The organism is Pseudarthrobacter sp. rb, from assembly GCF_056389225.1.
This window is the reverse complement of sequence record NZ_JBWJAR010000002.1, coordinates 105,109-128,230: the sequence shown is the minus strand read 5'-3', so window position 1 is coordinate 128,230 and position 23,122 is coordinate 105,109. Positions and strand designations below refer to the sequence as shown.

Below are 23,122 nucleotides of genomic sequence, written 5' to 3'. Positions count from 1 at the left end.
CGCCGCTGTGGCATTGCCCCGTCCTTTACCCTAGCTAAGTTTCAATGATTTCGCCGGTGGTCATGTTGATCGCGGGCACGGTCACGGCCTCGGTCCCCTCCGCCGCGAAGTGGTTCACGATGGCTCCGGCCAAGGCAGGGCCAATGCCCTTCGCCTCTGCGAGCTCCTCCACCGTGGCGGCCTTCACGCCCTTGACGGATCCGAAGTGCGCCAGCAGGGCTTTCCGCTTGGAGGCGCCCAGGCCCGGTACGGCGTCCAATGCCGACACCGTCATGGCCTTGCCGCGCTTCTGCCGGTGGAACGTGATGGCAAAGCGGTGGGCCTCGTCGCGGATCCGCTGGAGCAGGTAGAGCCCCTGCGAGGTCCGGGGCAGGATCACCGGGAAGTCGCTGTCCGGAAGCCAGACTTCCTCCAGGCGTTTGGCCAGCCCCACGACGTAGACGTCGTCGATCCCGAGGCCCTTGAGTGCACGGGCGGCGGCGTTCACCTGCGGCTGGCCGCCGTCCACCACCACCAGGTTGGGCGGGTACGCGAACTTGGCCTTTGGCGCCGGCGTGGTGCTGTCGAGCACCGCCGCACCCGGTGCCGCCTCCTGGCCGCCGGCTTCCAGCAGGGATTCGTCCACCTGCGCCGACTTGTCCTGGAGATAGTGGCGGAACCTGCGCGTCAGGACGTCGTGCATGGCAGCGGTGTCATCAGCGGCCGCGGGGCCGGTGATGGAGAACTTGCGGTAGTCGGACTTCTTGGGCAGCCCGTCCTCCACCACCACCATGGAGGCCACGACGTTGGTGCCCTGGACGTGGGAGACGTCGAAGCATTCGATCCGGAGCAGGGGAACCGGGAGGTCCAGGGCTTCCTGCAGCTCCTGGAGGGCCTGCGACCTGACGGTGATGTCACCTGCCCGCCGTGTCTTGTGAAGCTTCAGCGCGTGTTCGGCGTTCTCACGCACGGTGGACATCAGTGCCGCCTTGTCACCGCGCTGTGGCACCCGGATGTCCACTTTGGCGCCGCGGATCCCGCCCAGCCATTTGGCCAGGTCCTCCTGGTTGCTGGGCGCCACGGGCACCAGGACTTCGCGGGGCAGCCGGCCGTGCGTGTCGCCGTCCTCCCCGTAGACCTGCTGCAGCAGGTGTTCCACCAGGTCCGGGGTGGTGAAGTCCTCCACCTTTTCCACCACCCAGCCGCGCTGGCCGCGGATCCTGCCGCCGCGGACGTGGAACACCTGGACGGCCGCTTCCAGCTCATCTTCATGCAGGGCGAAGACGTCGGCATCGGTGTCCTCGGAGAGCACCACGGCGTTGCGTTCGAATACCTTCCGCAGCGCGGTGATATCGTCACGCAGCCGGGCTGCGTGCTCGTAGTCGAGCTTCGCCACGGCGTCGCCCATCTGCTTTTCCAGCTTGTTGATGAAGCGCTTGGCTTCACCGCCCATGAAGGCACAGAAATCGTCGGCCAGTGCCCGGTGGTCCTCCGGCGAAATCCGCCCGACGCACGGCGCGGAGCATTTATCGATGTAGCCGAGCAGGCAGGGCCGGCCGCTTGCCTCGGCCCGCTTGAAGACGCCGGCGCTGCAGCTCCGGACGGGGAAGACCCGGAGCAGGGTGTCCATGGTTTCCCGGATGGCGCCCGCGGTGTAGGGGCCGAAATAGCGGGTCCCTTTGCGCTTGTCGCCCCGCATGACCTGCACGCGCGGGTACTTTTCGCTCATGGTCACGGCCAGGTAGGGATACGTCTTGTCATCCCGGAACACCACGTTGAAGCGCGGCTTGAATTCCTTGATCCAGGTGTATTCCAGCTGCAGCGATTCGAGTTCGCTGCCCACCACGGTCCACTCAACGCTGCTGGCCGCGTGGACCATCGCATAGGTCTTGGGCAGCAGCCCCGCCGGGTTGGCGAAGTAGGAGTTCAGCCGGGACCGGAGGCTTTTGGCTTTGCCCACGTAGATGACCCGGCCGTGCGGATCACGGAACCGGTAGACGCCCGGGTTGGTGGGGATTTCACCGGTTTTGGGCCGGTAACTTGCTGGATTTGCCACCTATCAAGTCTACTGAGTCGCGCCGGGTCTCCATGCCAACCTGAGCATCCGGACCCGGTCCGGGTCCGCTTGCGGCGGTTCCGGTTACTCGGCGGACTTGCTCTGGTTGTAACTGGTGGAGCGCTCCTGGCCGCTGAGTCCGGCGATTGCGTCCATGATCCGGTCCGTGACCTCGCGGCGGCCCGGCAGTGAGTGGTCCGGTCCCGTCTTGTCGAAGTACAGCGGCTCCCCCACCTTCATGGTGAAGTGCTGCGGCTTGACCCCTTTTTCTCCGGCACGCTGAAGCTTCTCGGTCCCGATCAGCCCGACGGGGATCACGGGCGCCCCAGTAGTGAGCGCCAGCCAGCCGACGCCGGTGCGTCCCCGGTAGAGGATGCCGTCGCGGGAGCGCGTGCCCTCGGGGTAGATGCCGATGCCGCGGCCGGACTCCAGGATGTCCAGCAGGGTTTTCAGTGCCTGGACGCTGGCTGCCTGCTCACCACGCTCCACCGGGATGGAGCCGACGGATTCGAAAAAGGCTTTCATGACCTTGCCCTTGACGCCGCCCGTGGTGAAGTACTCGGCCTTGGCAAAGAAGGCAACCGGGCGCGGCATCAGGGCCTGGACGATCACGCTGTCGAAGAAGGACAGGTGGTTGGGGGCCACGATAAAGGGGCCATCGGAGGGGACGTTTTCGAGTCCGACGACGGTGGGCCGGCAGGTGCCGGCGATGAGGTTGCGGGTGGTCCAGCGGACGGCATCAAACATTTCCATCGGTGACCACCCCGCTCATGGCCGCGGTGTGGACCGCCTGCAGCCGCTCGATGACCGCTACCAGTTCCTCGCCTGTGCTGACGACGGCCACGGATCCTGCTTCCTCCAGCTCCCCGTCCGGCGCGAATCCCCAGACAACTCCGATGCAGTCCAGCCCGTTGGCGATGGCACCGGAGACGTCCTGGGCGCGGTCGCCCACCATGATGGCGTGCTGGGTGTCGAGGTCCCTCAGGGCGGCGGCGATGATCTGGGTCTTGCCCAGGGGGACGCCTTCCACCAAAGTTTCGTCATCGGCAGAGCCGTGGATGCCGTGGAAGAGCCCGTCGATGCCGTGGTGGGCCAGCACTTTATGGGCCAGCCGCTGGGGCTTTTGGGTTGCCACAGCAACGGGCCGCCCCGCCGCCGCGAAGGATTCCAGGATTTCCCGGATACCGGGGTAGAGCCGGCTCTGGGCAATTCCCCTGGCAACGTAGTGTTCGCGGTACCGGTGGACCACCTCTTCCAGGTGTTCCGCGGGCACGTTTGCCACGTTGAGCAGGGAATCGCTCAGCTTGGGGCCAATCATCGAATCGAGCAGGTCCTGGCCGGGAACCGGGAGCCCCAGCCCGCGGAGGGCTGAGGCAATCCCTTCAGTTATTCCACCGGCCGGATCGACAAGAGTGCCGTCCAGGTCAAAGATCACGGGCACTGTTGTTGAAGTCACCGGGTTAGTTTCTCACGACAGCAGGAATGCCTGAAACTCGCATTCCCGGCCAGGAATACTTCCGCGCGGTTTCCTTCGGTCAGCCGAGTATCTCGGCCAGGAACTTTCCGGTGTGGCTGGTGCTGGACTTGGCCACCTGCTCCGGCGTTCCGGCCGCGACGATCTGTCCGCCGCCGGAACCGCCGTCCGGCCCGAGGTCCACCAGCCAGTCGGCGCTCTTTATGACGTCGAGGTTGTGTTCGATGGTGATCACCGTATTGCCCTTGTCCACCAGCCCCTGCAGGACCATGAGCAGCTTCCGGATGTCCTCGAAGTGCAGGCCCGTGGTGGGCTCATCCAGGACGTAGATGCTGCGGCCGTTGGACCGCTTCTGCAGTTCCGCCGCGAGCTTGACCCGTTGCGCCTCGCCGCCCGAGAGGGTGGTGGCCGGCTGGCCCAGGCGGACGTAGCCCAATCCCACGTCCACCAGGGTGTTCAGGTGGCGTGCGATGGGTGAGAACGCCGCGAAGAACTCGGCGCCCTCCTCGATGGGCATGTTGAGGACGTCGGCGATGGTCTTGCCCTTGTAGTGCACCTCCAGCGTTTCCCGGTTGTAGCGGGCTCCGTGGCACACCTCGCACGGCACGTAGACGTCCGGCAGGAAGTTCATCTCGATCTTCAGCGTGCCGTCACCGGAGCATGCCTCGCAGCGTCCGCCCTTGACGTTGAAGGAGAACCGCCCGGGAAGGTAGCCACGCACCTTTGCTTCGGTGGTCTCGGCGAAGAGCTTGCGGATGTTGTCGAACACGCCCGTGTACGTGGCCGGGTTGGACCGCGGGGTACGGCCGATGGGGCTCTGGTCCACGTGGACCACCTTGTCCAGGTGTTCCAGGCCCTGCACGGTCTTGTGCCGGCCCGCCACCTGCTTGGCCCCGTTGAGTTTGTTCGCCAGCACCTTGTAGAGGATCTCGTTGACGAGCGTGGATTTGCCCGAACCACTCACGCCGGTCACCGCGGTGAAGAGTCCCAGCGGGAAGGCTGCGTCGACGTTCAGGAGGTTGTTCTCCCGCGCGCCCACCACTTTGATCTCACGCTTTTTGTCGTATTTACGGCGTTTCTTCGGTACCTCGATGGCCTTGCGGCCGGACAGGTAGTCGCCGGTCAGCGATTCCTTGTTGTCCAGCAGCTCCTTGTAGGTCCCGGAGTGGACAACCTGGCCGCCGTGCTCGCCGGCGCCGGGTCCGATGTCCACGATCCAGTCAGCAACGTGGATGGTGTCTTCGTCGTGCTCCACGACGATGAGGGTGTTTCCCATGTCGCGGAGCCGGGTGAGGGTTTCGATCAGCCGGCGGTTGTCCCGCTGGTGCAGGCCGATGGAGGGTTCGTCCAGGACGTAGAGGACGCCCACCAGGCCGGACCCGATCTGGGTGGCGAGCCTGATGCGCTGCGCTTCGCCGCCGGAGAGGGTGGCGGACGGACGCTCGAGGTTGAGGTACTCCAGTCCAACGTCCAGGAGGAACGTCAGGCGGGCCTGGATCTCCTTGAGGACCTGGTGGGCGATCTGGGCTTCGCGCCCGGTCAACACCAGGTTGTTCAGGAACTCCGCGCAATCCCGCATGGGCAGCGCGGCCACCTCGGCGATGGACTTGCCGTTGATCAGCACCGACAAGGATGCCGGGTTGAGGCGTGCGCCGTTGCAGGCGGGGCAGGGAACCTGCCGCATGTATTCCTCGTAGCGGTCGCGGGCCCAGTCCGAATCGGTCTCGCCGTGCTTGCGGTGGACGTACTGGATGGCGCCTTCGAACCCGGTGCTGTACTTGCGTTCGCGGCCAAAGCGGTTGCGGTACTGCACCACCACCTTGTGGTCCTTGCCATGCAGGATGGTCTGGCGTACATCCTTGCCCAGCTTCTCCCACGGCGTGGCCATGGAGAAGCCCACTTCCTTGGCCAGGCCTTCCAGGAGCCGGTTCCAGTATTCGGTGGTGGCCGTGCCCAGCGACCATGGTGCGATGGCGCCCTCCGACAGGGACAGCTCCGGGTTGGGCACGATGAGTTCCTCATCAACCTCAAGCCGGGTGCCGATTCCACTGCAGGCGGCGCAGGCGCCGAACGGGTTGTTGAATGAGAACGAGCGGGGCTCGATCTCATCGATGGCGAGCGGGTGCTCGTTGGGGCATGCAAGGTTTTCGGAGAACGCCCGGATCCGTCCCGGCGCATCGGCTTCGAGGTCCACGAATTCGGCCAGGACGCGGCCCTCGGACAGCCCAAGGGCTGTTTCGATGGAGTCCGTGAGCCGTTGGCTGATGCCTTCCTTGACCACCAGGCGGTCCACTACTACTTCGATGGTGTGCTTGAACTGCTTGCCGAGCTTGGGAGGATCGCTCAGCTGGACCAGGTTGCCGTCCACCCGTGCCCGCGAATATCCCTTTGCCGTCAGTTCCTTGAAGAGGTCCACGAACTCGCCCTTGCGTCCGCGCACCACCGGTGCCAGGACCTGGAAGCGTGTGCCCTCGTCGAGTTCAAGGAGCTGGTCCACGATCTGCTGCGGGGTCTGCTTGGACACCGGCTCGCCGCAGACCGGGCAGTGCGGCCTGCCAACACGCGCCCACAACAGTCGCATGTAGTCGTAGATTTCGGTGATGGTGCCCACCGTTGACCGGGGGTTCTTGCTGGTGGATTTCTGGTCGATGGAGACCGCCGGGGAGAGGCCTTCGATGAAATCGACGTCAGGCTTGTCCACCTGGCCCAGGAACTGGCGTGCGTAAGCGGAGAGGGATTCAACGTAGCGCCGCTGGCCTTCGGCGAAAATGGTGTCGAATGCCAGCGAGGACTTCCCGGAGCCCGAGAGGCCGGTGAAGACGATCATGGCATCACGCGGCAGGTCGAGGTCCACGTTGCGCAGGTTGTGCTCCCGCGCGCCCTTCACCACGAGGCGGGAGAGGTCCGGACGCTGCAGGGAGGCAGCAGGGGGGACGGCGAGGGAGGTGGCGGGGGCAGGGGTTTCTTCAGCTAAGGCTTTAGGCACCCCATAATGCTAATCGAAAACTTTTTCGAACATCGACGGTTCCGCCCTCAGGGAACATCGTAGGCGGCGGCCAGGAGTTTCACGGCCTCGGCGAAGCTGGCGCCCTGGGATTTGGCGACGGCGGCATAGGCGGCAGCGGCCTCGGACAGGCCACCCAGCCTCTCGTCACGTGCCGAGACCACGGTCCCGTTGCGTCCCCGGGTGGCAACGATGCCGGCCGCCTCCAGTTCCTTGTACGCCCTTGCCACGGTGTGCGGGGCGACGTCGAGTTTCTCTGCAAGGGCCCGCACCGCAGGGAGCCTGGTACCCGGCGCCAGGGCGCCGTTGTCCGCCAGATGGATGACCTGGAGCCGCAGCTGTTCGAACAGCGCCACGCTGCTGGCCGGATTGGGCCGCCAGGAACCGGGAAACTCTCCGGCGGCGCTCACAGGCCGTTCTCCAGGACCTCTGCCCTGCCGTCCCGTTCGGCAAACTGGGCGTTGTACAGCTTGGCGTAGTAACTGTTGGCGGCAAGCAGGCTTGCATGCGTACCCTGCTCAACGATGCGTCCGTGGTCCATGACGAGAATTAGATCAGCGTTGCGGATAGTGGACAAACGGTGGGCGATCATGAAGCTCGTCCGTCCGTGGCGGAGCCTCTGCATCGCCTGGCGGATGAGCAATTCCGTCCTGGAATCCACGGAACTGGTTGCTTCGTCCAGGACCAGGACGGCCCGCCCCGCAAGCTGCGCCCGGGCGATGGTGAGCAGTTGCCGCTGGCCCTGGCTGAGCGGCTCCCCGCCGTTTTCCAGCACCGTTCCGTATCCGTGGGGCAGCGACCTGATGAAGCGGTCCGCGTGGGTGGCCTCAGCGGCAGCGACGATGGCAGCATCCGGCGCGCCAGGCAGGCCGTAGGCGATATTTTCGCGGATGCTGCCGTCGAAGAGCCAGGAATCCTGGAGGACCACACCGAACTGCGCCCGCAACTGGTCCCGGGGAATTGCGGCAATGTCCTGCCCGCCCATGGTGATCACGCCGGATGAGGGTTCCAGGAACCGCATGAGGAGATTCACCACGGTGCTCTTGCCTGCGCCGGTGTGTCCCACGATGGCTACTGCCTGCCCCGGCTCCACGGTGAAGGTGAGGTTGCGGACGGCGGGCACGGATCCGGGGTAGCCGAAGGTGACGTCATGGAAGGTTATGCGGCCGCCGGCCGGGGTGGCGGCACCCTGCCCGCCCGGCTCCGGCGGGTCTTCGCCGGCGTCCAGGAGGACGAATACCCTGGCGGCCGACGCCGCGCACGACTGCATGACGTTCAACAGCCCGCCGATCTGGCCCACCGGCTGGGTGAACAGCCGGCTGAACTGGATGAAGGCCTGGACTCCCCCGATGGTCATGGCGCCTGCGATGACCTGCAGGGCCCCCACCACGGCAACCGCGATGTAGTTGAGGTTGGACATCAGCACCATCAGTGGCTGGACCACCCCGGCTGAGTACTGCGCCTTGGCTGCCGCCCGCGCCAGGCGTCCATTGCTGCGGGTGAAGACGTCCGCCGCCTGTTCCTGCCGGCCGAAAGCCTTGATGACTTCGTGGCCACTGATGAATTCCTCCACGTGGCTGTTCAGTTCCCCGGTCTCCTTCCACTGCCGGGCAAAATGCTCCTGGGACCGCCTGGCCACCAGGACCGTGATCAATGTGGAGACGGGGACGGTGGCAATGGCGATGGCCGCGAGCAGCGGTGAGATCCACAGCATCATGGCCAGCGAGCCGCACAGCATCAGGACCGACACGATGAGCTGGGTCAGGACCTGGTTCAGGGCCTGGGCGATGTTGTCGATGTCGTTGGTGGCACGGCTCAGCACGTCACCGCGGGAGCGTTCGCGGAAGTAGGTGGAGGGCAGCCGGTGCAGCTTGTCCTCCACCGACGCGCGCAGGCGGTACATGAGCCCCTGCACGGCCCGGGCGGTCAACGCGCCCTGGACCCAGTTGAACAGGGAAGCAAAAACGTACATCGTCGCCACGGCTGCCAGGAGGGCTCCGAGGCGTTGGTCCAGGCTGCCCTGGAGGACGCCCTCCACCACCTCGTCGGTGGCATCACCGAGGTACTTGGGTGCCGCGACGTTGAGGACGGCAAAGGCACAGGTGGATCCCACCGCTCCGAGCATCTGGAGCCGGAAGGGGCGCAGGAGGCCGAGGAGCCTGCCGGCCGTTGGCCAGAACCTGTACGCCGTTTCCCCGGCTTCTTCCCCAGCCGTCACAGCGTGCCGTCCAGCGCGAGCTGGGATTCGGCAATCTCGCGGTAGGTGGCGGACGTTTCCAGCAACTCCCGGTGCGTTCCCTGCGCAACGAGGCGGCCGTCGTCGAGCACCAGGATGAGGTCCGCGTCCTCCACGGCTGAAATGCGCTCGGCCACGATGACCACCGTCGCGGCGGCGAGCGCCTGTTCCAGGGCCTGCCGCAGCCTGGTGTCCGTGTCGTAGTCGAGAGCGGAGAAGCTGTCGTCAAACAGGTAGAGGGGCGCCTTTCGCAACAACGCCCGGGCGATGCACAGCCTTTGCCGCTGCCCGCCGGACAGGCTGGCGCCTCCCTGGCCCACGGGAGTGGCAAGACCCAGCGGGAGGTCATCCATGAACCGCATGGTCTGCGCCGTTTCCAGGGCCGCCCACAGTTCCCCGTCCGTGGCCCCAGGCGCGGCCATCCGCAGGTTGTCGGCGATAGTGCCGGTGAACAGATGGGAATGCTGGGGCACGATGGCCATCGCTGCGCGCAGCTGGTCCAGGGGCAGGTCCCTGATGTCGTGGCCGGCCAGCAAGATGCGGCCCTGAGTGGGGTCGAGGAACCGTGGAATCAGGTTCAGCAGCGTGGTCTTGCCGCTCCCGGTCGCGCCCACGATTGCGGTGGTGGTACCGGGAGCCGCGGTAAAGCTGATGTCCGCAAGCACGGGAGCTTCAGCTCCCGGGTAGGAGAAGCCAACGCCGTGGAAGGCCAGGGTTGCCGGCTGTGACAGGTCGGGCCGGAACTGCTGCGGCCCGGCCGGACTGGTGACGGAGGGCTCGGTGTCCAGCACCGCCTGGATACGTTCGGCGCAGACGGCTGCCCGCGGCGCCGTCATCAGCACATACATGGACATCATGATTGCCAGCAGGATCTGCATGATGTAGGCGATGAACGCCGTGAGCGCTCCGAGGTTCATGAGTCCTGACTGGATACGGTGGCCCCCGAACCACACCACGGCAACCGAACTGGTGTTGACCACCAGCATGATCATCGGCAGCATCCCGGCCACCAGGAGCGCCGACCGGAGGTTGTTGGCGGTCAACCGTGCGTTGACCGCCGCGAAACGCCGCCCTTCATGGCCCTGGCGGACAAAGGCGCGGATCACATCCACACCGATGATCTGTTCGCGCAGGATGCCGCCGGACCGGTCCAGCAGTTCCTGGCCCTCCCGGTAGAGCGGAATGAGCCGGCGGACGATCAGATACATGATCAGCAGCAGCAGGGGCACGATGACGATGACGACGACGGAGAGCACCACGTCCTGCTGGACGGCCAGCACTATCCCGCCGATGCCCATGGCCGGCCCCGCGAAGAGCATGGTGAAGACAAGCAGGGCGAACGCCTGGATCTGCTGGACATCGTTCGTGGCGCGGGTGGTCAGGCTTTGGGTTCCGAACAGGGCCACGTCCTGGGAGGACAGCGTCTGGATCCGGCTGAACACCTCTGCCCGCAGCCGGTGCCCGATACTCATGGCAACGACGGCTCCGAGGTAGCCCGCCGCGATGGCGGAGGCTGCCTGGACCACGGCGATGGCGGCCATGAGCATGCCGAGCCGTGAGATCACGCCGGGCTTGCCCGCCACGATCCCGTCATCGATGATGGCCGCGTTCACGGTAGGCAGCAACAAGTTCGCGCCTGCCTGGACAAGCTGGAGCACAACGATCGCCCACAACTGCGCGTGTTTGCCGGCAAGCTGCCGCTTTAAGAGTCCGACCAGCAAAATACCCCCTGCAGATGCCTACGGCCGAAGAGGGGGCCAGCGGCTTGACCCCAAAGCACAGTGGCCATTGTAAGCCAGATCACTTTCAGGCGCTGTCATGTCCTGTGACGTGCTGGAAAACACGGCGTCCGGGCCCTACTCCTCCTTGCGGCCCACGGCAAAGATCCGCCGGAATGGAAATACGGTGCCGTGCGCCCCCTGGGGGTAGGCCTCCCGGAGGGCGGCTGCGTACTCCGCTTCGAAATGCCTGGCGTCGTCGTCGCGAAGGACGGCCATAACCGGCCGCAGTGCCGTGCCGCGGACCCACTCCAGCACGGGGTTGGGCCCCTGCAGGACCTGCTGGTAGCTCGTTTCCCAGGCATCCGCCGCACAGCCGGCGTCGAGCAGGATGCCCAGGTAGTCCGCGGGCTCCCCCACCGACTCCCCGCCGCGCAGCACGCCGCCCAGCTTGGCCGCCCAACGGTCGGACGCCGCGAGTTCCCGCATCAGGGAATGCGAGGGGGCGTTGAAGTTGCCCGGCACCTGCATGGCGAACCAGGCTCCCGGGCGGAGGGCCTTCAGCCACCTGCGCATCAGATCCTGGTGGTCCGGCACCCACTGCAGGGCTGCGTTGCTCACCACGACGTCCGTCTCCCCAGTGGGCATCCATTCGGCGATGTCGGCATGTTCGAACCTCAGGGCGGGGACTGCCTGCGCCAGCGGGGCGGCCTTTGCCAACATCTCCGCGGAGGAATCCAGGCCAACCACGTGGGCGCCGGGCCAGCGTTCGGCCAGGGCAGCTGTCAGGTTCCCCGGCCCGCAGCCAAGGTCGACCACCCGCCCGGGGCGGTCAGCATGGATCCGGCCAGTCAGGTCGAAGAACGGCCTGTTCCGGTGGTCATCGAATTTGACGTACTTTGCGGGGTCCCATTTCACGATTTTCTCCAGGTTCTGGCATGCACGGCGGCCAGGCGTAGCCTAACCCGGCCGGACCGCCTGATCCGCCCGTAACGTGGCACTAAGGTTTAAGTCAATGAAACTCGTTGACCAGCTGAGCGATCTGTCCGTCCCCAACACCGCCGCCGTCGACCCCGACGCCCTTTACACCCGGTTCGTGGAGTGGACGGAAACCCGCGGCCTGTCGCTGTACCCGGCCCAGGACGAAGCCATCATGGAGCTGGCAACGGGCGCGAACGTCATCCTGGCCACGCCCACGGGGTCCGGGAAGTCGCTGGTGGCGATCGCCGCGCACTTCCAGGCCATGGCCCAGGGACGGCGGAGCTACTACACCGCCCCGATCAAGGCGCTGGTGTCCGAAAAGTTCTTTGCGCTCTGCGACATTTTCGGCGCGGAGAACGTGGGCATGATCACCGGTGACTCCGGGGTCAACCAGGATGCACCCATCATCTGCTGCACCGCGGAGATCCTCGCGAACATCGCATTGCGGGAGGGCGCTGCTGCGGAACTCGGCGCAGTGATCATGGACGAGTTCCATTTCTACTCCGACCCGCAGCGCGGCTGGGCCTGGCAGGTCCCGCTCCTGGAGCTTCCGCAGGCACAGTTCCTGCTGATGTCCGCCACCCTGGGTGACGTCAGCCGCTTCGAGGAGGGGCTGACGGCGCTGACGGGCCGGGCCACCACCACGGTGAGTTCTGCCGAGCGGCCCATTCCGCTGCACTACTACTACCACCAGACCCCGGTCCACGAGACGCTGGAGGAACTGCTCTCCACGAAGCAGGTGCCGGTCTATGTGGTGCACTTCAGCCAGCTTGAGGCGATTGACCGTGCCCAGAACCTGATGAGCATCAACGTGTGCACCCGGGAGGAAAAGGACAGGATCGCAGAGCTCATTGCCAATTTCCGGTTCGCCGCCGGGTTTGGCAAGACGCTGAACCGGCTGGTGCGGCACGGAATCGGCGTACACCACGCCGGCATGCTGCCCAAGTACCGACGGCTGGTGGAGCAGCTGGCCCAGGCAGGACTATTGAAGGTGATCTGCGGGACGGACACGCTGGGCGTGGGTATCAACGTCCCCATCCGTACCGTGCTGCTCACCGCCCTGAGCAAGTACGACGGCGTCCGCACCCGCCTGCTCAACTCACGTGAGTTCCACCAGATTGCGGGCCGGGCCGGCAGGGCGGGCTATGACACCGCCGGGACGGTGGTGGTGCAGGCACCCGAGCACGTGGTCGAGAACGTCAAGGCCATGGCGAAGGCCACGGCCAAGTTCGGTGACGACCAGAAGAAACTCCGCCAGGTGGTCAAGAAAAAGCCGCCCGAGGGTTTTGTTTCGTGGGGTGAGCCCACCTTCAAGCGGCTGGTGGAATCTGTCCCCGACCCCCTGACGTCAAGCTTCACGGTGACGCACGCCATGCTGATGAACCTGATGGAACGGCCCGGCGACCCCTTCGCCGCGGCCAGGCGGCTGCTCACGGAAAACCACGAGCCGCGCTCCTTCCAGCTGCGGCTCATGAAGAAGGCGCTGGGCATCTACCGCGAACTCCTCGCCGCCGAAGTCATCGAACGGATCCCGCCGGAGGAACAGGGGCCAGATGGCCGCACGGTCCGCCTGACCGTGCACCTGCAGCCCAACTTTGCCCTGAACCAGCCGCTCTCCCCCTTCGCACTTGCCGCACTGGACCTCCTTGACCCGGAGTCGCCGTCGTACGCCCTGGACGTGGTGTCCGTCATCGAGGCGACCCTGGAGAAGCCGCGGCAGATCCTGTCGGCGCAGCAGAAGAAGGCCCGCGGCGAGGCAGTGGCGGCCATGAAGGCCGACGGCATCGAGTATGACCAGCGGATGGCCATGCTGGACGAGGTCACCTACCCCCAGCCGCTCGCCGATATCCTGGGCGAAGCGTTCGAGGTGTACCGGAAGGCCGCACCGTGGGTGGGCGACTTTGAGCTCGCCCCCAAGTCCGTGGTCCGCGACATGTACGAGCGCGCCATGAACTTTGGCGAATTCGTCCAGTTCTACGGCCTGGCCAGGTCCGAAGGCATCGTCCTGCGGTACCTCGCTGATGCCTTCAAAGCGCTGCGCCAAACCGTTCCCCAGGACATGCTCCGGGAGGACCTCGAAGACCTTGTGGCCTGGCTGGGTGAGCTGGTCCGGCAGGTGGACTCCAGCCTGCTGGACGAGTGGGAGGAGCTGACGTCCGGTGCGGCGCCCACGCCCCACGACGCGCCGCCGCCCCCGCCGCCGTCGCTCACCTCGAACATCCGCGCGTTCCGGGTGATGGTGCGCAACGAGATGTTCCGCCGCGTGGAACTTTTCGCCGACGAGGACGCCACCGCGCTGGGAGAGCTCGACGCCGGCTCCGGCTGGGGTGCCGAGCGCTGGGAAGATGCGCTGGACGACTACTTCGACGAACACGACGACATCGGGACGGGACCGGATGCGCGGGGTCCCGGCCTGCTCATCATCACCGAAGAACCGGGGACCTGGAAGGTCCGCCAGATCTTCGACGACCCGGCGGCCAACCATGACTGGGGCATCTCGGCGGAGGTGGACCTGGCGGACTCCGACGCCACCGGAACAGCCGTGGTGAGGGTGACGGATGTGAACCGGCTCTAGCCCCGGACCGGCCCTTCCCCTGCCTGCGGCGGTACCGCCGGACCCGGCGGTAAGCTCGAACAATGAGTGTAATCCGCCCCGCAACCCGGCACGATGTTCCCGCCATCCTCCGCATGATCCACGAACTGGCGCATTACGAGAAGGAACCCGACGCCGTCCGGAACACACCGGAATTGCTGGAGCAGGCCCTGTTCGGCGACAACCCACGGATCTTCGCTGCCATGGCAGAGGACGCGGCAGGCACCGTGCAGGGCTTTGCGTTGTGGTTCCTGAACTACTCCACGTGGGAAGGCGTCCACGGGATCTACCTGGAAGACCTTTACGTCAGCCCGGAGGCACGGGGAGAAGGGCATGGCAAGGCCCTGCTGCAGCACCTTGCCGCCATCGCCGTGGAGAACGGCTACGCACGCGTGGAATGGAGCGTGCTGGACTGGAACGAGCCCTCCATCAATTTCTACCGCCGCCTTGGTGCCCGCCCCATGGACGGGTGGTCCACTTTCCGGCTCACCGGCGAGGCGCTGGACCAGTTTGGAAGTGCGGCCTCCCGCGGCTCCCTTTCCGCCCATGCCCAGGGCTGACGTGCGCCGGGCAGCGGTCCCCGCCGCGGGCCATGAGGTCAGGGCAACGCACGAATTCCGTGGCATGCGCACCGTGGAGCACTACTTCACGGTCCCCCTGGACCATTCCGCACCGCCCGACGGCTCCGCAGAGACCATCACGGTGTTCGCCCGCGAGTATGTCTCGGCGGCGCACAGCGCGGAGGCGGCCGCACAGCTGCCCTGGCTCCTCTTCCTGCAGGGCGGCCCGGGCGGCCGCGGCAACAGATGGGGCTCCCTGGGCGGCTGGAGCAAGGCCGCAGCGCAGGACTTCCGCATCCTGATGCTGGACCAGCGCGGCACCGGGCTCTCGACGCCCGTCGACCGCGGGACCTTGCCCGCCCGCGGGTCCGCTGCCGAACAGGCGGCCTACCTGGAGCACTTCAGGGCCGATTCGATCGTGGCGGACGCGGAGCTGATACGCCGTGCCCTGGAATCACCCGCCTGGACCATCTACGGCCAAAGCTATGGCGGCTTCTGCGCCCTGACATACCTGTCCTTCGCACCGGAAGGACTGCGCGAAGCCCTCATCACTGGCGGCCTGGCACCTCTCACGGGCAGCGCGGACGACGTATACCGGGCCACCTTCCAGCGCGTAGCGGCACGGAACGATGAATACTTCGGCTGGTATCCGGAGGACCGGGATGCGGTGGAGCGGATTGCCCGCCACCTGCGCTGCACACCGGAACTCCTGCCCGACGGCAGCCCCCTCACCGTGGAGCGGTTCCAGATGGCCGGCGCATTCCTGGGCGGCAACACCCGGGTGGACAGCCTGCATTACCTGCTGGAGGACGCATTCGTGGACACCGCGGGTGGCCCCAGGCTGTCCGACACTTTCCTGGAGCAGCTCCAGGGTGTGGTCTCGCGGCGTTCAAACCCGCTGTACGCCCTCATGCATGAATCCATTTACGGCCAGGAGCAGGCCACCGACTGGTCAGCCTGGCGCATGCTCCGGGAGAACCCCTGGTTCAGGCCCGACGCCGAACCGCTGCTGCTGACCGGCGAAATGGTGTACCCGTGGTACTTCGAGCAGGACCCGGCCCTCCAGCCGCTGCGGGAGGTGGCCGACCTGCTCGCCGCAAAGCAGGACTGGAAGCCGCTGTACGACCCGGAAGTGCTGGCCGCCAACACCGTTCCCGTGGCAGCGGCGGTCTACTCGCACGATATCTACGTTGACCGGGACCTTTCCCTGCGCACGGCGGCTGCGGTGCGCGGGCTGCAGGTCTGGGAGACTGCCGACTTCCACCATGACGGGATCGCCGACGACGGCGAGAGGATCTTCGCCCGCCTCCTGGGCATGGCCCGCTCAGGCGGCCGCTGACCGCGTGAGGGAGGTGCGGGTGACGACGGCGGCGGCCAGGACGGCTGGCCGCGGCAAGCCGGCGCGCCAGCAGCAGCGGATCCGGGCGAAGACCGGGGAACAGGAGCTGTTACCGCCCAGAGCACGGTGGAGGTGTGGAAACCGTCCGTGCTGCGGAGGCTTAAAGGGGGTAATCCCGGCCGCTCAGGCGGCCGGGATTACCGGAGGGGAATGCGCCGGGGCGCGCCTACTCGGCGTCGCTGTGGCTCTTCCGGGCGTCCTCTTCAAGCCGCGGATCCACCTTGGCAGCCTGGGCCTTGGAGCTGAGCAGGCTGGCGACGACGGCGACGATGATGGTGCCCACAATCACGGCGAGTGAGACGAAGGTGGGGATCTCAGGTGCCCACTCGATGTGCTGTCCGCCGTTGATGAAGGGAAGCTCGTTGACGTGCATGGCGTGCAGGACAAGCTTGATGCCGATGAACGCCAGGATGAAGGACAGGGCGTGCTTGAGGTAGATGAGCCGGTTCATCAGGCCACCCAGCAGGAAGTACAGCTGCCGCAGGCCCATCAGGGCGAACAGGTTGGCGGTGAAGACAATGAAGGGGCTCTGGGTCAGGCCGAAGATCGCGGGGATGGAGTCAACTGCGAACAGCAGGTCCGTGAGGCCGATGGTGATGAAGACGATCACCATGGGGGTGAAGACCTTCTTGCCGTTGACCACGGTACGCAGCTTGCCGCCGTCGAACTTCTCCGACATCGGGATGACCTTGCGGATCTTCGCAATCAGCGGGTTCTCGCGGTCCTCTTCCTCTTCGCCCTCGTCCTGGGCCTGCTTCCAGGCCGTCCACAGCAGGAACGCGCCGAAGATGTAGAAGACCCAGCTGAACTGCTCGATGACAATGGCACCCAGCATGATGAAGATGCCGCGCAGGATGAGCGCGATGATGATGCCCACCATCAAGACTTCCTGCTGGTACTTCCTCGGCACGGAGAACCTGGCCATGATGATGATGAACACGAACAGGTTGTCGATGCTGAGGCTGTACTCCGTGACCCAGCCGGCAACGAACTGGCTGCCGAATTCGGGGCCGGTGAAGGCGAACATGGCGCCGGCGAAGGCCAGGGCAAGGGTGACGTAGAAGGCCACCCACAGACCGGCCTCCTTCATGGACGGCTCGTGCGGGCGCCGCACCACCAGGAGGAGATCGATCAGGAGAATCAGGCCGAGGACGGCAAATGAGCCAACCTCGAACCATACGGGCAAGTCGAGCACAGGGCAGCCTTTCGCAGGGTACACAAAGTGGTGTAAGTCTCTCCGGCCTGCCTGTGCACTTGGTGCTGATGTGGCGGCCCGCTACGCCCGGCGGGGCAGCTGTGCCCTGCGTGTTGACGATCGTAGCGCTTGGGATACTCCCCTACGTGCTTTAACTGTACCCCAGCCGGGTACCCGGCCGCGGACGTTAGGCGTGGCCTGCCGCCTGCATCTGCCGCAGCTCCTTCTTCAGCTCGCTGACCTCGTCGCGGATCCGCGCCGCCACCTCGAACTGCAGCTCGGCCGCCGCGCCATGCATCTGTTCCGTCAGCTGCTCGATCAGGCCCACCAGGTCCTCCGCCGGTGCGGCCGCCAGCCCGTCGGAACGGACCTGGGCCGCGCCCTTCTTGGCCCCGGCTTTGTTTGCCCCTGTGATGCCACGCTTGCCCTTGCCGTAGTCGAAGCTGCCCAGCAGCGCATCGGTATCGGCGTCTTCCTTGGCCAACTGGTCCGTGATGTCGGCGATCTTCTTCCGCAGCGGTTGGGGATCGACGCCATGTTCCTTGTTGTACGCGACCTGGATGGCGCGGCGCCGGTTGGTTTCATCAATGGCGTTGGCCATGGAGTCGGTGATCCGGTCTGCGTACATGTGCACCTGGCCGGAGACGTTGCGGGCGGCACGTCCGATGGTCTGGATCAGCGAGGTGGAGGAGCGCAGGAAGCCTTCCTTGTCCGCATCCAGGATGCTGACCAGGGACACCTCGGGAAGGTCCAGGCCCTCACGAAGAAGGTTGATGCCCACCAGGACGTCGAAAGACCCCAACCGGAGTTCACGCAGGAGTTCCACGCGCCGCAGGGTGTCGACGTCGGAGTGCAGGTATTCGACTTTCACGCCGTGGCCCAGCAGGTAGTCGGTGAGGTCCTCCGCCATACGTTTGGTCAGCGTGGTCACCAGGACGCGCTCATTCTTCTCCACCCGGGTCTTGATCTCGCCGAGGAGGTCATCGATCTGCCCCTTGGTGGGCTTGACCACCACCTCAGGATCCACCAGGCCGGTGGGACGGATGATCTGCTGAACGAAGCCGTCTGCTTTGCCCAGCTCATACTTGCCGGGGGTGGCGGAGAGGTAGATGGTCTGGCCCACGCGTTCCAGGAACTCGTCCCACTTCAGCGGCCGGTTGTCCATGGCGGAAGGCAACCGGAAGCCGAAGTCCACCAGGTTCCGTTTGCGGGACATGTCGCCTTCGTACATGGCGCCAATCTGGGGAATGGTCACGTGGGACTCGTCTACCACCAGCAGGAAGTCGTCCGGGAAGTAGTCGAGCAGGCAGTGCGGCGCGGTGCCGGGCCCGCGGCCGTCAATGTGCGCCGAGTAGTTCTCGATGCCGTTGCAGAACCCCATCTGCTGCATCATTTCGAGGTCGTACGTGGTGCGCATCCGCAGGCGCTGCGCTTCAACCAGCTTGTTCTGGCTTTCCAGCACCTTCAGCCGGTCTGCCAGTTCATCCTCGATCCGTTTGATGGCCCGCGCCATCCGTTCCGGGCCGGCCACATAGTGGGAAGCCGGGAAGACGTACATCTCTTCCTCGTCGCGTATGACCTCGCCGGTGAGCGGGTGGAGCGTGTGGATGTTCTCGATCTCGTCGCCGAAAAACTCGATCCTGATGGCCAGTTCCTCGTACATCGGAATGATTTCCACGGTGTCGCCGCGCACCCGGAAGGTGCCGCGGTGGAAGTCCATGTCGTTGCGGGCATACTGCATGGAGACGAACTTGCGGAGGAGGTCGTCCCGGTTCATTTCGGCACCCTTTCGGAGGGTGACCATGCCGGAAATGTATTCCTCGGGGGTTCCCAGGCCGTAGATGCAGGACACGGTGGCCACCACGATCACATCGCGGCGCGTCAGCAGCGCGTTGGTGGCAGAGTGGCGGAGGCGTTCCACTTCCTCGTTGATGGAGGAATCCTTCTCGATGAAGGTGTCCGTCTGTGCCACGTACGCTTCGGGCTGGTAGTAGTCGTAGTAAGAAACGAAGTACTCCACCGCGTTGTTGGGCAGGAGTTCCCGGAACTCGTTGGCCAGCTGGGCGGCGAGGGTCTTGTTCTGCACCATCACCAGGGTGGGGCGCTGCACCTGTTCGATGAGCCATGCGGTGGTGGCGCTCTTACCGGTACCCGTGGCACCGAGGAGCACCACGTCCTTCTCACCGTTGTTGATGCGCTCGGTCAGCTCCGCAATGGCGGCCGGCTGGTCTCCCGCGGGCTTGAATTCGCTGATGACTTCGAAGGGCGCTACAACACGGTTGATTTCCTGCGCAAGGCTCATGGATCTAATTTACAGCCGGGCACCGACACTGGACGGCCCCGTCCGTTACCGGCGAACATCGGCCGGTGCGCGGACCGGTGTCAGGACGCGTACGACGGCGGTTCCCACCCGGTTGCCTCGGCCCACGCAGCCATCAGGGGCCACGCGACATCCGTGAACCACGGTTCCTTCGCCTCCGCGTAGGACCTGGTGGTCCCCGCACCGGCGTGCCGGGCCGCGAGGTCAGCCTTGTGCGCTGCGTACAGCCGGAGCGCGGAGGGATCGTTCCGCAGCCAGTCGCGGAACATCAGCGCGAAGCGCCATCCGGCCGAACCGGCCGCCCGGACGTGGACGTTGACGGCGCGGCACGGGTCCGCATTGGCATGGAACCGCTTCAACCATGCTGCCGGGTCCGGAGCATTGGGCTTTGGAGTGTCGGATTCTACGTCCCGTACTGCCGGAAAGCCTGCTGCGGCCAGGAGCGGTGCAATTGTGGCCGCCACCGCAAGGTCAGGCACCGTCACCTGCAGGTCGATGACGTCCTTCGCCGCCAGGCCGGAAACAGATGTGGAGCCGATGTGGTCCACGGCCAGGATGAGCCCGGGTGCGGCCGCCACCAGCCGTGCCGCTATCCTGGCCGCCTGCTGCGCCCAGTCCGTCCGGTACGGTTCCAGGACCGGTCCCCCGTTCCGGGGTGCGCGTTTCCCCGCCACCAGGTTGCGGGCGAAGGGCACCAGGCGCTCATCCCAAAGCCGGTCCACCTGGTCCAGCAGGTGCTGAACGGTACCGGAGTTGTCCAGGACCGCGTCGGCAGCGGCCAGCCGGTCCTGGCGCGTGGCCTGGGCGTCCATCCGGGCACGCGCTGCTTCCGCGGTCATTCCCCGGTGCTCGAGCATGCGCTGCAGCCGCACGTCGTCCGGCGCATCCACCACCACCACCAGGTGGAAAGCGGACCCCTGGCCGGTCTCTACCAGGAGGGGAATGTCCTGGACCACCACGGCGTCAGCGGGGGCTGCTGCCGTGATGGCGGCGGCGCGGGCGCGCACCAGGGGATGGACGATGGCGTTCAAAGCGGCGAGGCGCTCAGGATTGCCGAACACCGCCGCCCCGAGACGCGCGCGGTCAAGCCGTCCGCCGTCGCCGAGCATTCCTTCGCCAAACTCCCCCACGATGCGCTCCAGCCCTTCGGTCCCGGGCTCAACCACCTCCCTGGCCAGCGCATCCGCATCCACCAACACGGCGCCGCGTTCCTGCAGCCGCGCGGCAACCACCGACTTCCCTGAGGCGATCCCGCCCGTCAACCCGATCTTCAGCACACCCCCACATTAGGGCCAAAAGCCGGACAGTCCCGGCCATCAGCCAGGAACTCCATGATGAGCTCATCCACGGGTTCCGGCTTCGAGACAGGCAAATCGTGTTCGGCACCGGGAATCGTCAAAGCATCCACTTTCGGCATCAGCCGCCGGGCACGTGCCACGAACGGGGTGGGGGCAGGTCGACCATCTGAATTCCTCCCGAGGTGCACGGCACAGGGGGCCGGAATCCACACACCGCCGCAAGGGCTTAGACTCTGCTCTCGGCGCGGTCCCTGATCCCCTGGAGCATTCGGCGGGACATCACGAAGCTCGCGATCTCCACGGCCTCGACCATGAGCAGCGTCCACCATCTGCGGTAGGCATATCGCTCACGGACCAGCAACCGGGTGGTGCCGTCGGGCTGCGGCCGCAGGACGAACGCCCAGGAGAAGTCGAAGGGGCCGGGTGAGCCCGGCGGGACTCGAAGGACGAATGAGCTTCCAAGGTCTACGGCGCCCACCTCCAGGTCGGCGGACGGATCCGGTGCCAGGTGAAACCGGTCACCGGCTTTGATGTCCTGCCACTCGGGATGAATCCGGTCCGCGCTGTGTATATCGAGGCCGGCGAGGTTGTCCAGGACGTCGTAACTGTAAAGTCCGCCCCGGCCCTGGCCCATCTGCGCCAACCAGGGCCAGACCCGATGCGCCGGGGCTTTGATGGTGACCGCCCGCGTTGACTGCAGGTCAGCAACCGGGAGGAAATCGTCGCCTGGCAGGCCACCGTTTGCCTCCGCATCCGTCGCGCCCCAGCGCAGGTAGTACCTCGGGAACCACACAGCCGGGGCCACCACCCCCGCAAGCACCACCGCTGGCAGGGCAAGCCGCCGCGGTTTCCCTCGCCTGGACATGGTTACAGGTATGGACATGGCTCAATTCTCGGGGCCACACCCTCCACTGTCATGAGTCCTAAGCCCCCATACCCGGGTCCCTTAGACTGAACCGGTGCGGAAACCGGCAGAACCAGCAGCAGAGGCGCAGAGCCGGGCCACCTCCTACAGCACGCTGGCAGCGGGCGGGGACTTCCGGCATGAACTTGAGATCAAGCGCTCCAGGTTCATCACGGTTCTCCGGAGGGCCGGCACGGAAGACGCGGCCCGCGATCTCGTGGCCGGCCTTCGCCGCGAATTCCACGATGCCCGCCACCACTGCTCGGCGTTCGTCATCGGGCCGGACCGGACCGTCCAGCGTTCCAGCGACGACGGCGAACCCGCCGGGACTGCCGGCATCCCCATGCTCGAAGCCCTGCTGAAAAGAGAAACGGCCCCCGGGGTGACTGACCTCAGCGACATCAGTGCCGTCGTCGTCCGCTATTTCGGCGGCGTCCTGCTCGGCGCGGGTGGCCTGGTCCGCGCGTATTCCGAATCAGTCTCCGCAGCCCTTGACCTGGCACCCCTTGTCCGGCGCAGCAGGCGGCGGATCTGTTCCACGGCGGTGCCGCACGCGGCAGCGGGGCGGCTTGAGAACGATCTGCGCGCCGCAGGCATGGTCATGGCGGACACCAGCTACCAGGACCGGCACACGGTGCTGCGGATTGCGGTGGCTGACAATGCTGACGCCATCGCCGCCGCGTCCGACCGCCTGCTGCAGCTGACGGCAGGGTCCGCCGGGCTCACTCCCGGCGGAACGGAATGGATTGATGAGCCCCTCGACTGATGTGACCCTGGCGGACGTCGACGAGGCCGTGGCGGACCGGCTGCTCCAATTGGCCAAGCGCGACGCCTCCCCCGATGAAGTGGCACCCCCGCTGGGAGGCCCCGGCTGGAACCTGGAGCGCACGGCCTGGTTCTACGGTTATCACCGCGCTGCAGCCGCAGGACTGGACGGACCTGCGGCGGAAAAGTCCTGGGCTGTCTTCAAGGGTCCCCACATCGCCGGCTCTATCAGGCTCAAGCGCGACCCCGCGGCTGAAATCCCCTCTGCGGAAACCGGCATCTGGCTTGGCCGGAGCTTCCGTTCCCGGGGGATCGGCGGTGCCGCCCTGGACCTCGTCCTGGCGGAGGCCCGCCGGGCGGGCCTGAAACGCGTCACCGCGCGTACCCTGTCCGGGAACTTGGGCGCCCAGCGGCTGCTCACGGCAGCAGGCGCGGCACTGACGCACGACGACGACGGGACGGTCCTCGCCGTCGTCGACCTTTAGCGCGGAGGCGGGGACCCGTCCAGACGGCGGTCAGGGCGTAAGGCCCCTATTGCTCCTAAAGCACAGCAGGCGCGTTAAAGCACAGTGGGGCCCCCCCGTGGCGGGGGGCCCCGGGGTGAGCCCGGGCAGGCCGGGCCGGCGGGCATTTGTTGGCG

The 23,122-nt window shown here is 66.1% G+C and carries 17 protein-coding genes; 5 read left to right on the top strand and 12 right to left on the bottom strand.

The features are described 5' to 3' along the window. Positions 1-34: 34 nt before the first annotated feature. The 8 genes from uvrC to ACWRN3_RS03210 all read right to left on the bottom strand — a co-directional run bounded on the left by uvrC (position 35) and on the right by ACWRN3_RS03210 (position 11,385). Complete coding sequence (gene uvrC, locus ACWRN3_RS03245; RefSeq protein ID WP_476739865.1) at positions 35-2,035, bottom strand: excinuclease ABC subunit UvrC; 2,001 nt, start codon at positions 2,033-2,035, stop codon at positions 35-37. A gap of 84 nt (positions 2,036-2,119) precedes the next feature. After that, positions 2,120-2,788, bottom strand: a complete 669-nt coding sequence (locus tag ACWRN3_RS03240) for a lysophospholipid acyltransferase family protein (protein WP_476739864.1) — start codon at positions 2,786-2,788, stop codon at positions 2,120-2,122. Next, positions 2,775-3,491: an HAD hydrolase-like protein gene (locus ACWRN3_RS03235; RefSeq protein WP_476739863.1), complete on the bottom strand. Its 717-nt coding sequence runs from the start codon at positions 3,489-3,491 to the stop codon at positions 2,775-2,777. The genes ACWRN3_RS03240 and ACWRN3_RS03235 overlap by 14 nt, the downstream gene beginning before the upstream one ends. Positions 3,492-3,570: 79 nt before the next feature. Then, positions 3,571-6,495, bottom strand: a complete 2,925-nt coding sequence (gene uvrA / locus ACWRN3_RS03230) for an excinuclease ABC subunit UvrA (protein WP_324645199.1) — start codon at positions 6,493-6,495, stop codon at positions 3,571-3,573. 47 nt (positions 6,496-6,542) lie between these two features. Further along, a complete protein-coding gene (locus ACWRN3_RS03225) occupies positions 6,543-6,923 on the bottom strand; it encodes a GntR family transcriptional regulator (protein ID WP_255172157.1) in 381 nt (126 codons plus the stop codon). Beyond that, positions 6,920-8,731 carry an ABC transporter ATP-binding protein gene (locus ACWRN3_RS03220; RefSeq protein WP_476739862.1) on the bottom strand — a complete coding sequence of 604 codons (1,812 nt, stop codon included), beginning with the start codon at positions 8,729-8,731 and terminating at the stop codon, positions 6,920-6,922. The genes ACWRN3_RS03225 and ACWRN3_RS03220 overlap by 4 nt, the downstream gene beginning before the upstream one ends. Next, on the bottom strand, positions 8,728-10,470 hold the full coding sequence (locus ACWRN3_RS03215) for an ABC transporter ATP-binding protein (RefSeq protein ID WP_476739861.1): 1,743 nt from the start codon (positions 10,468-10,470) through the stop codon (positions 8,728-8,730). The genes ACWRN3_RS03220 and ACWRN3_RS03215 overlap by 4 nt, the downstream gene beginning before the upstream one ends. A 135-nt stretch (positions 10,471-10,605) precedes the next feature. Then, positions 10,606-11,385 (bottom strand): trans-aconitate 2-methyltransferase, encoded by a 780-nt coding sequence (locus ACWRN3_RS03210; protein ID WP_476739860.1) that lies wholly within the window; start codon positions 11,383-11,385, stop codon positions 10,606-10,608. Between the two features lie 97 nt (positions 11,386-11,482). Between ACWRN3_RS03210 and ACWRN3_RS03205 the strand changes: the two genes are divergently transcribed. The 3 genes from ACWRN3_RS03205 (at position 11,483) to ACWRN3_RS03195 (ending at position 15,940) form a co-directional block, all read left to right on the top strand. Further along, the gene (locus ACWRN3_RS03205; RefSeq protein ID WP_476739859.1) at positions 11,483-14,023 is read left to right on the top strand and encodes a DEAD/DEAH box helicase; all 2,541 of its coding nucleotides are present in this window, start codon (positions 11,483-11,485) and stop codon (positions 14,021-14,023) included. A 62-nt stretch (positions 14,024-14,085) separates the two neighbouring features. After that, positions 14,086-14,601 carry an N-acetyltransferase family protein gene (locus tag ACWRN3_RS03200; RefSeq protein ID WP_476739858.1) on the top strand — a complete coding sequence of 172 codons (516 nt, stop codon included), beginning with the start codon at positions 14,086-14,088 and terminating at the stop codon, positions 14,599-14,601. Further along, positions 14,588-15,940, top strand: coding sequence for an alpha/beta fold hydrolase (locus tag ACWRN3_RS03195; protein WP_476739857.1), 1,353 nt, complete (start codon positions 14,588-14,590; stop codon positions 15,938-15,940). The genes ACWRN3_RS03200 and ACWRN3_RS03195 overlap by 14 nt, the downstream gene beginning before the upstream one ends. 226 nt (positions 15,941-16,166) lie before the next feature. Here the strand turns inward: ACWRN3_RS03195 and ACWRN3_RS03190 are convergent, their stop codons facing one another. From ACWRN3_RS03190 to ACWRN3_RS03175, 4 genes are all read right to left on the bottom strand, one after another. Continuing rightward, positions 16,167-17,195: a TerC family protein gene (locus ACWRN3_RS03190; RefSeq protein WP_255175514.1), complete on the bottom strand. Its 1,029-nt coding sequence runs from the start codon at positions 17,193-17,195 to the stop codon at positions 16,167-16,169. Between the two features lie 187 nt (positions 17,196-17,382). Continuing rightward, on the bottom strand, positions 17,383-19,497 hold the full coding sequence (gene uvrB / locus ACWRN3_RS03185) for an excinuclease ABC subunit UvrB (RefSeq protein WP_476739856.1): 2,115 nt from the start codon (positions 19,495-19,497) through the stop codon (positions 17,383-17,385). 80 nt (positions 19,498-19,577) lie between these two features. Continuing rightward, complete coding sequence (gene coaE, locus ACWRN3_RS03180) at positions 19,578-20,792, bottom strand: dephospho-CoA kinase (RefSeq protein ID WP_255175512.1); 1,215 nt, start codon at positions 20,790-20,792, stop codon at positions 19,578-19,580. 247 nt (positions 20,793-21,039) lie between these two features. Continuing rightward, positions 21,040-21,696 (bottom strand): SRPBCC family protein, encoded by a 657-nt coding sequence (locus ACWRN3_RS03175; protein ID WP_255175511.1) that lies wholly within the window; start codon positions 21,694-21,696, stop codon positions 21,040-21,042. A 76-nt stretch (positions 21,697-21,772) separates the two neighbouring features. Between ACWRN3_RS03175 and ACWRN3_RS03170 the strand changes: the two genes are divergently transcribed. Continuing rightward, complete coding sequence (locus ACWRN3_RS03170) at positions 21,773-22,483, top strand: IMPACT family protein (protein ID WP_476739855.1); 711 nt, start codon at positions 21,773-21,775, stop codon at positions 22,481-22,483. Next, a complete protein-coding gene (locus tag ACWRN3_RS03165) occupies positions 22,467-22,967 on the top strand; it encodes a GNAT family N-acetyltransferase (RefSeq protein WP_255175509.1) in 501 nt (166 codons plus the stop codon). Before ACWRN3_RS03170 ends, ACWRN3_RS03165 begins: the two co-directional genes overlap by 17 nt. The last annotated feature ends 155 nt before the right edge of the window (positions 22,968-23,122 follow it).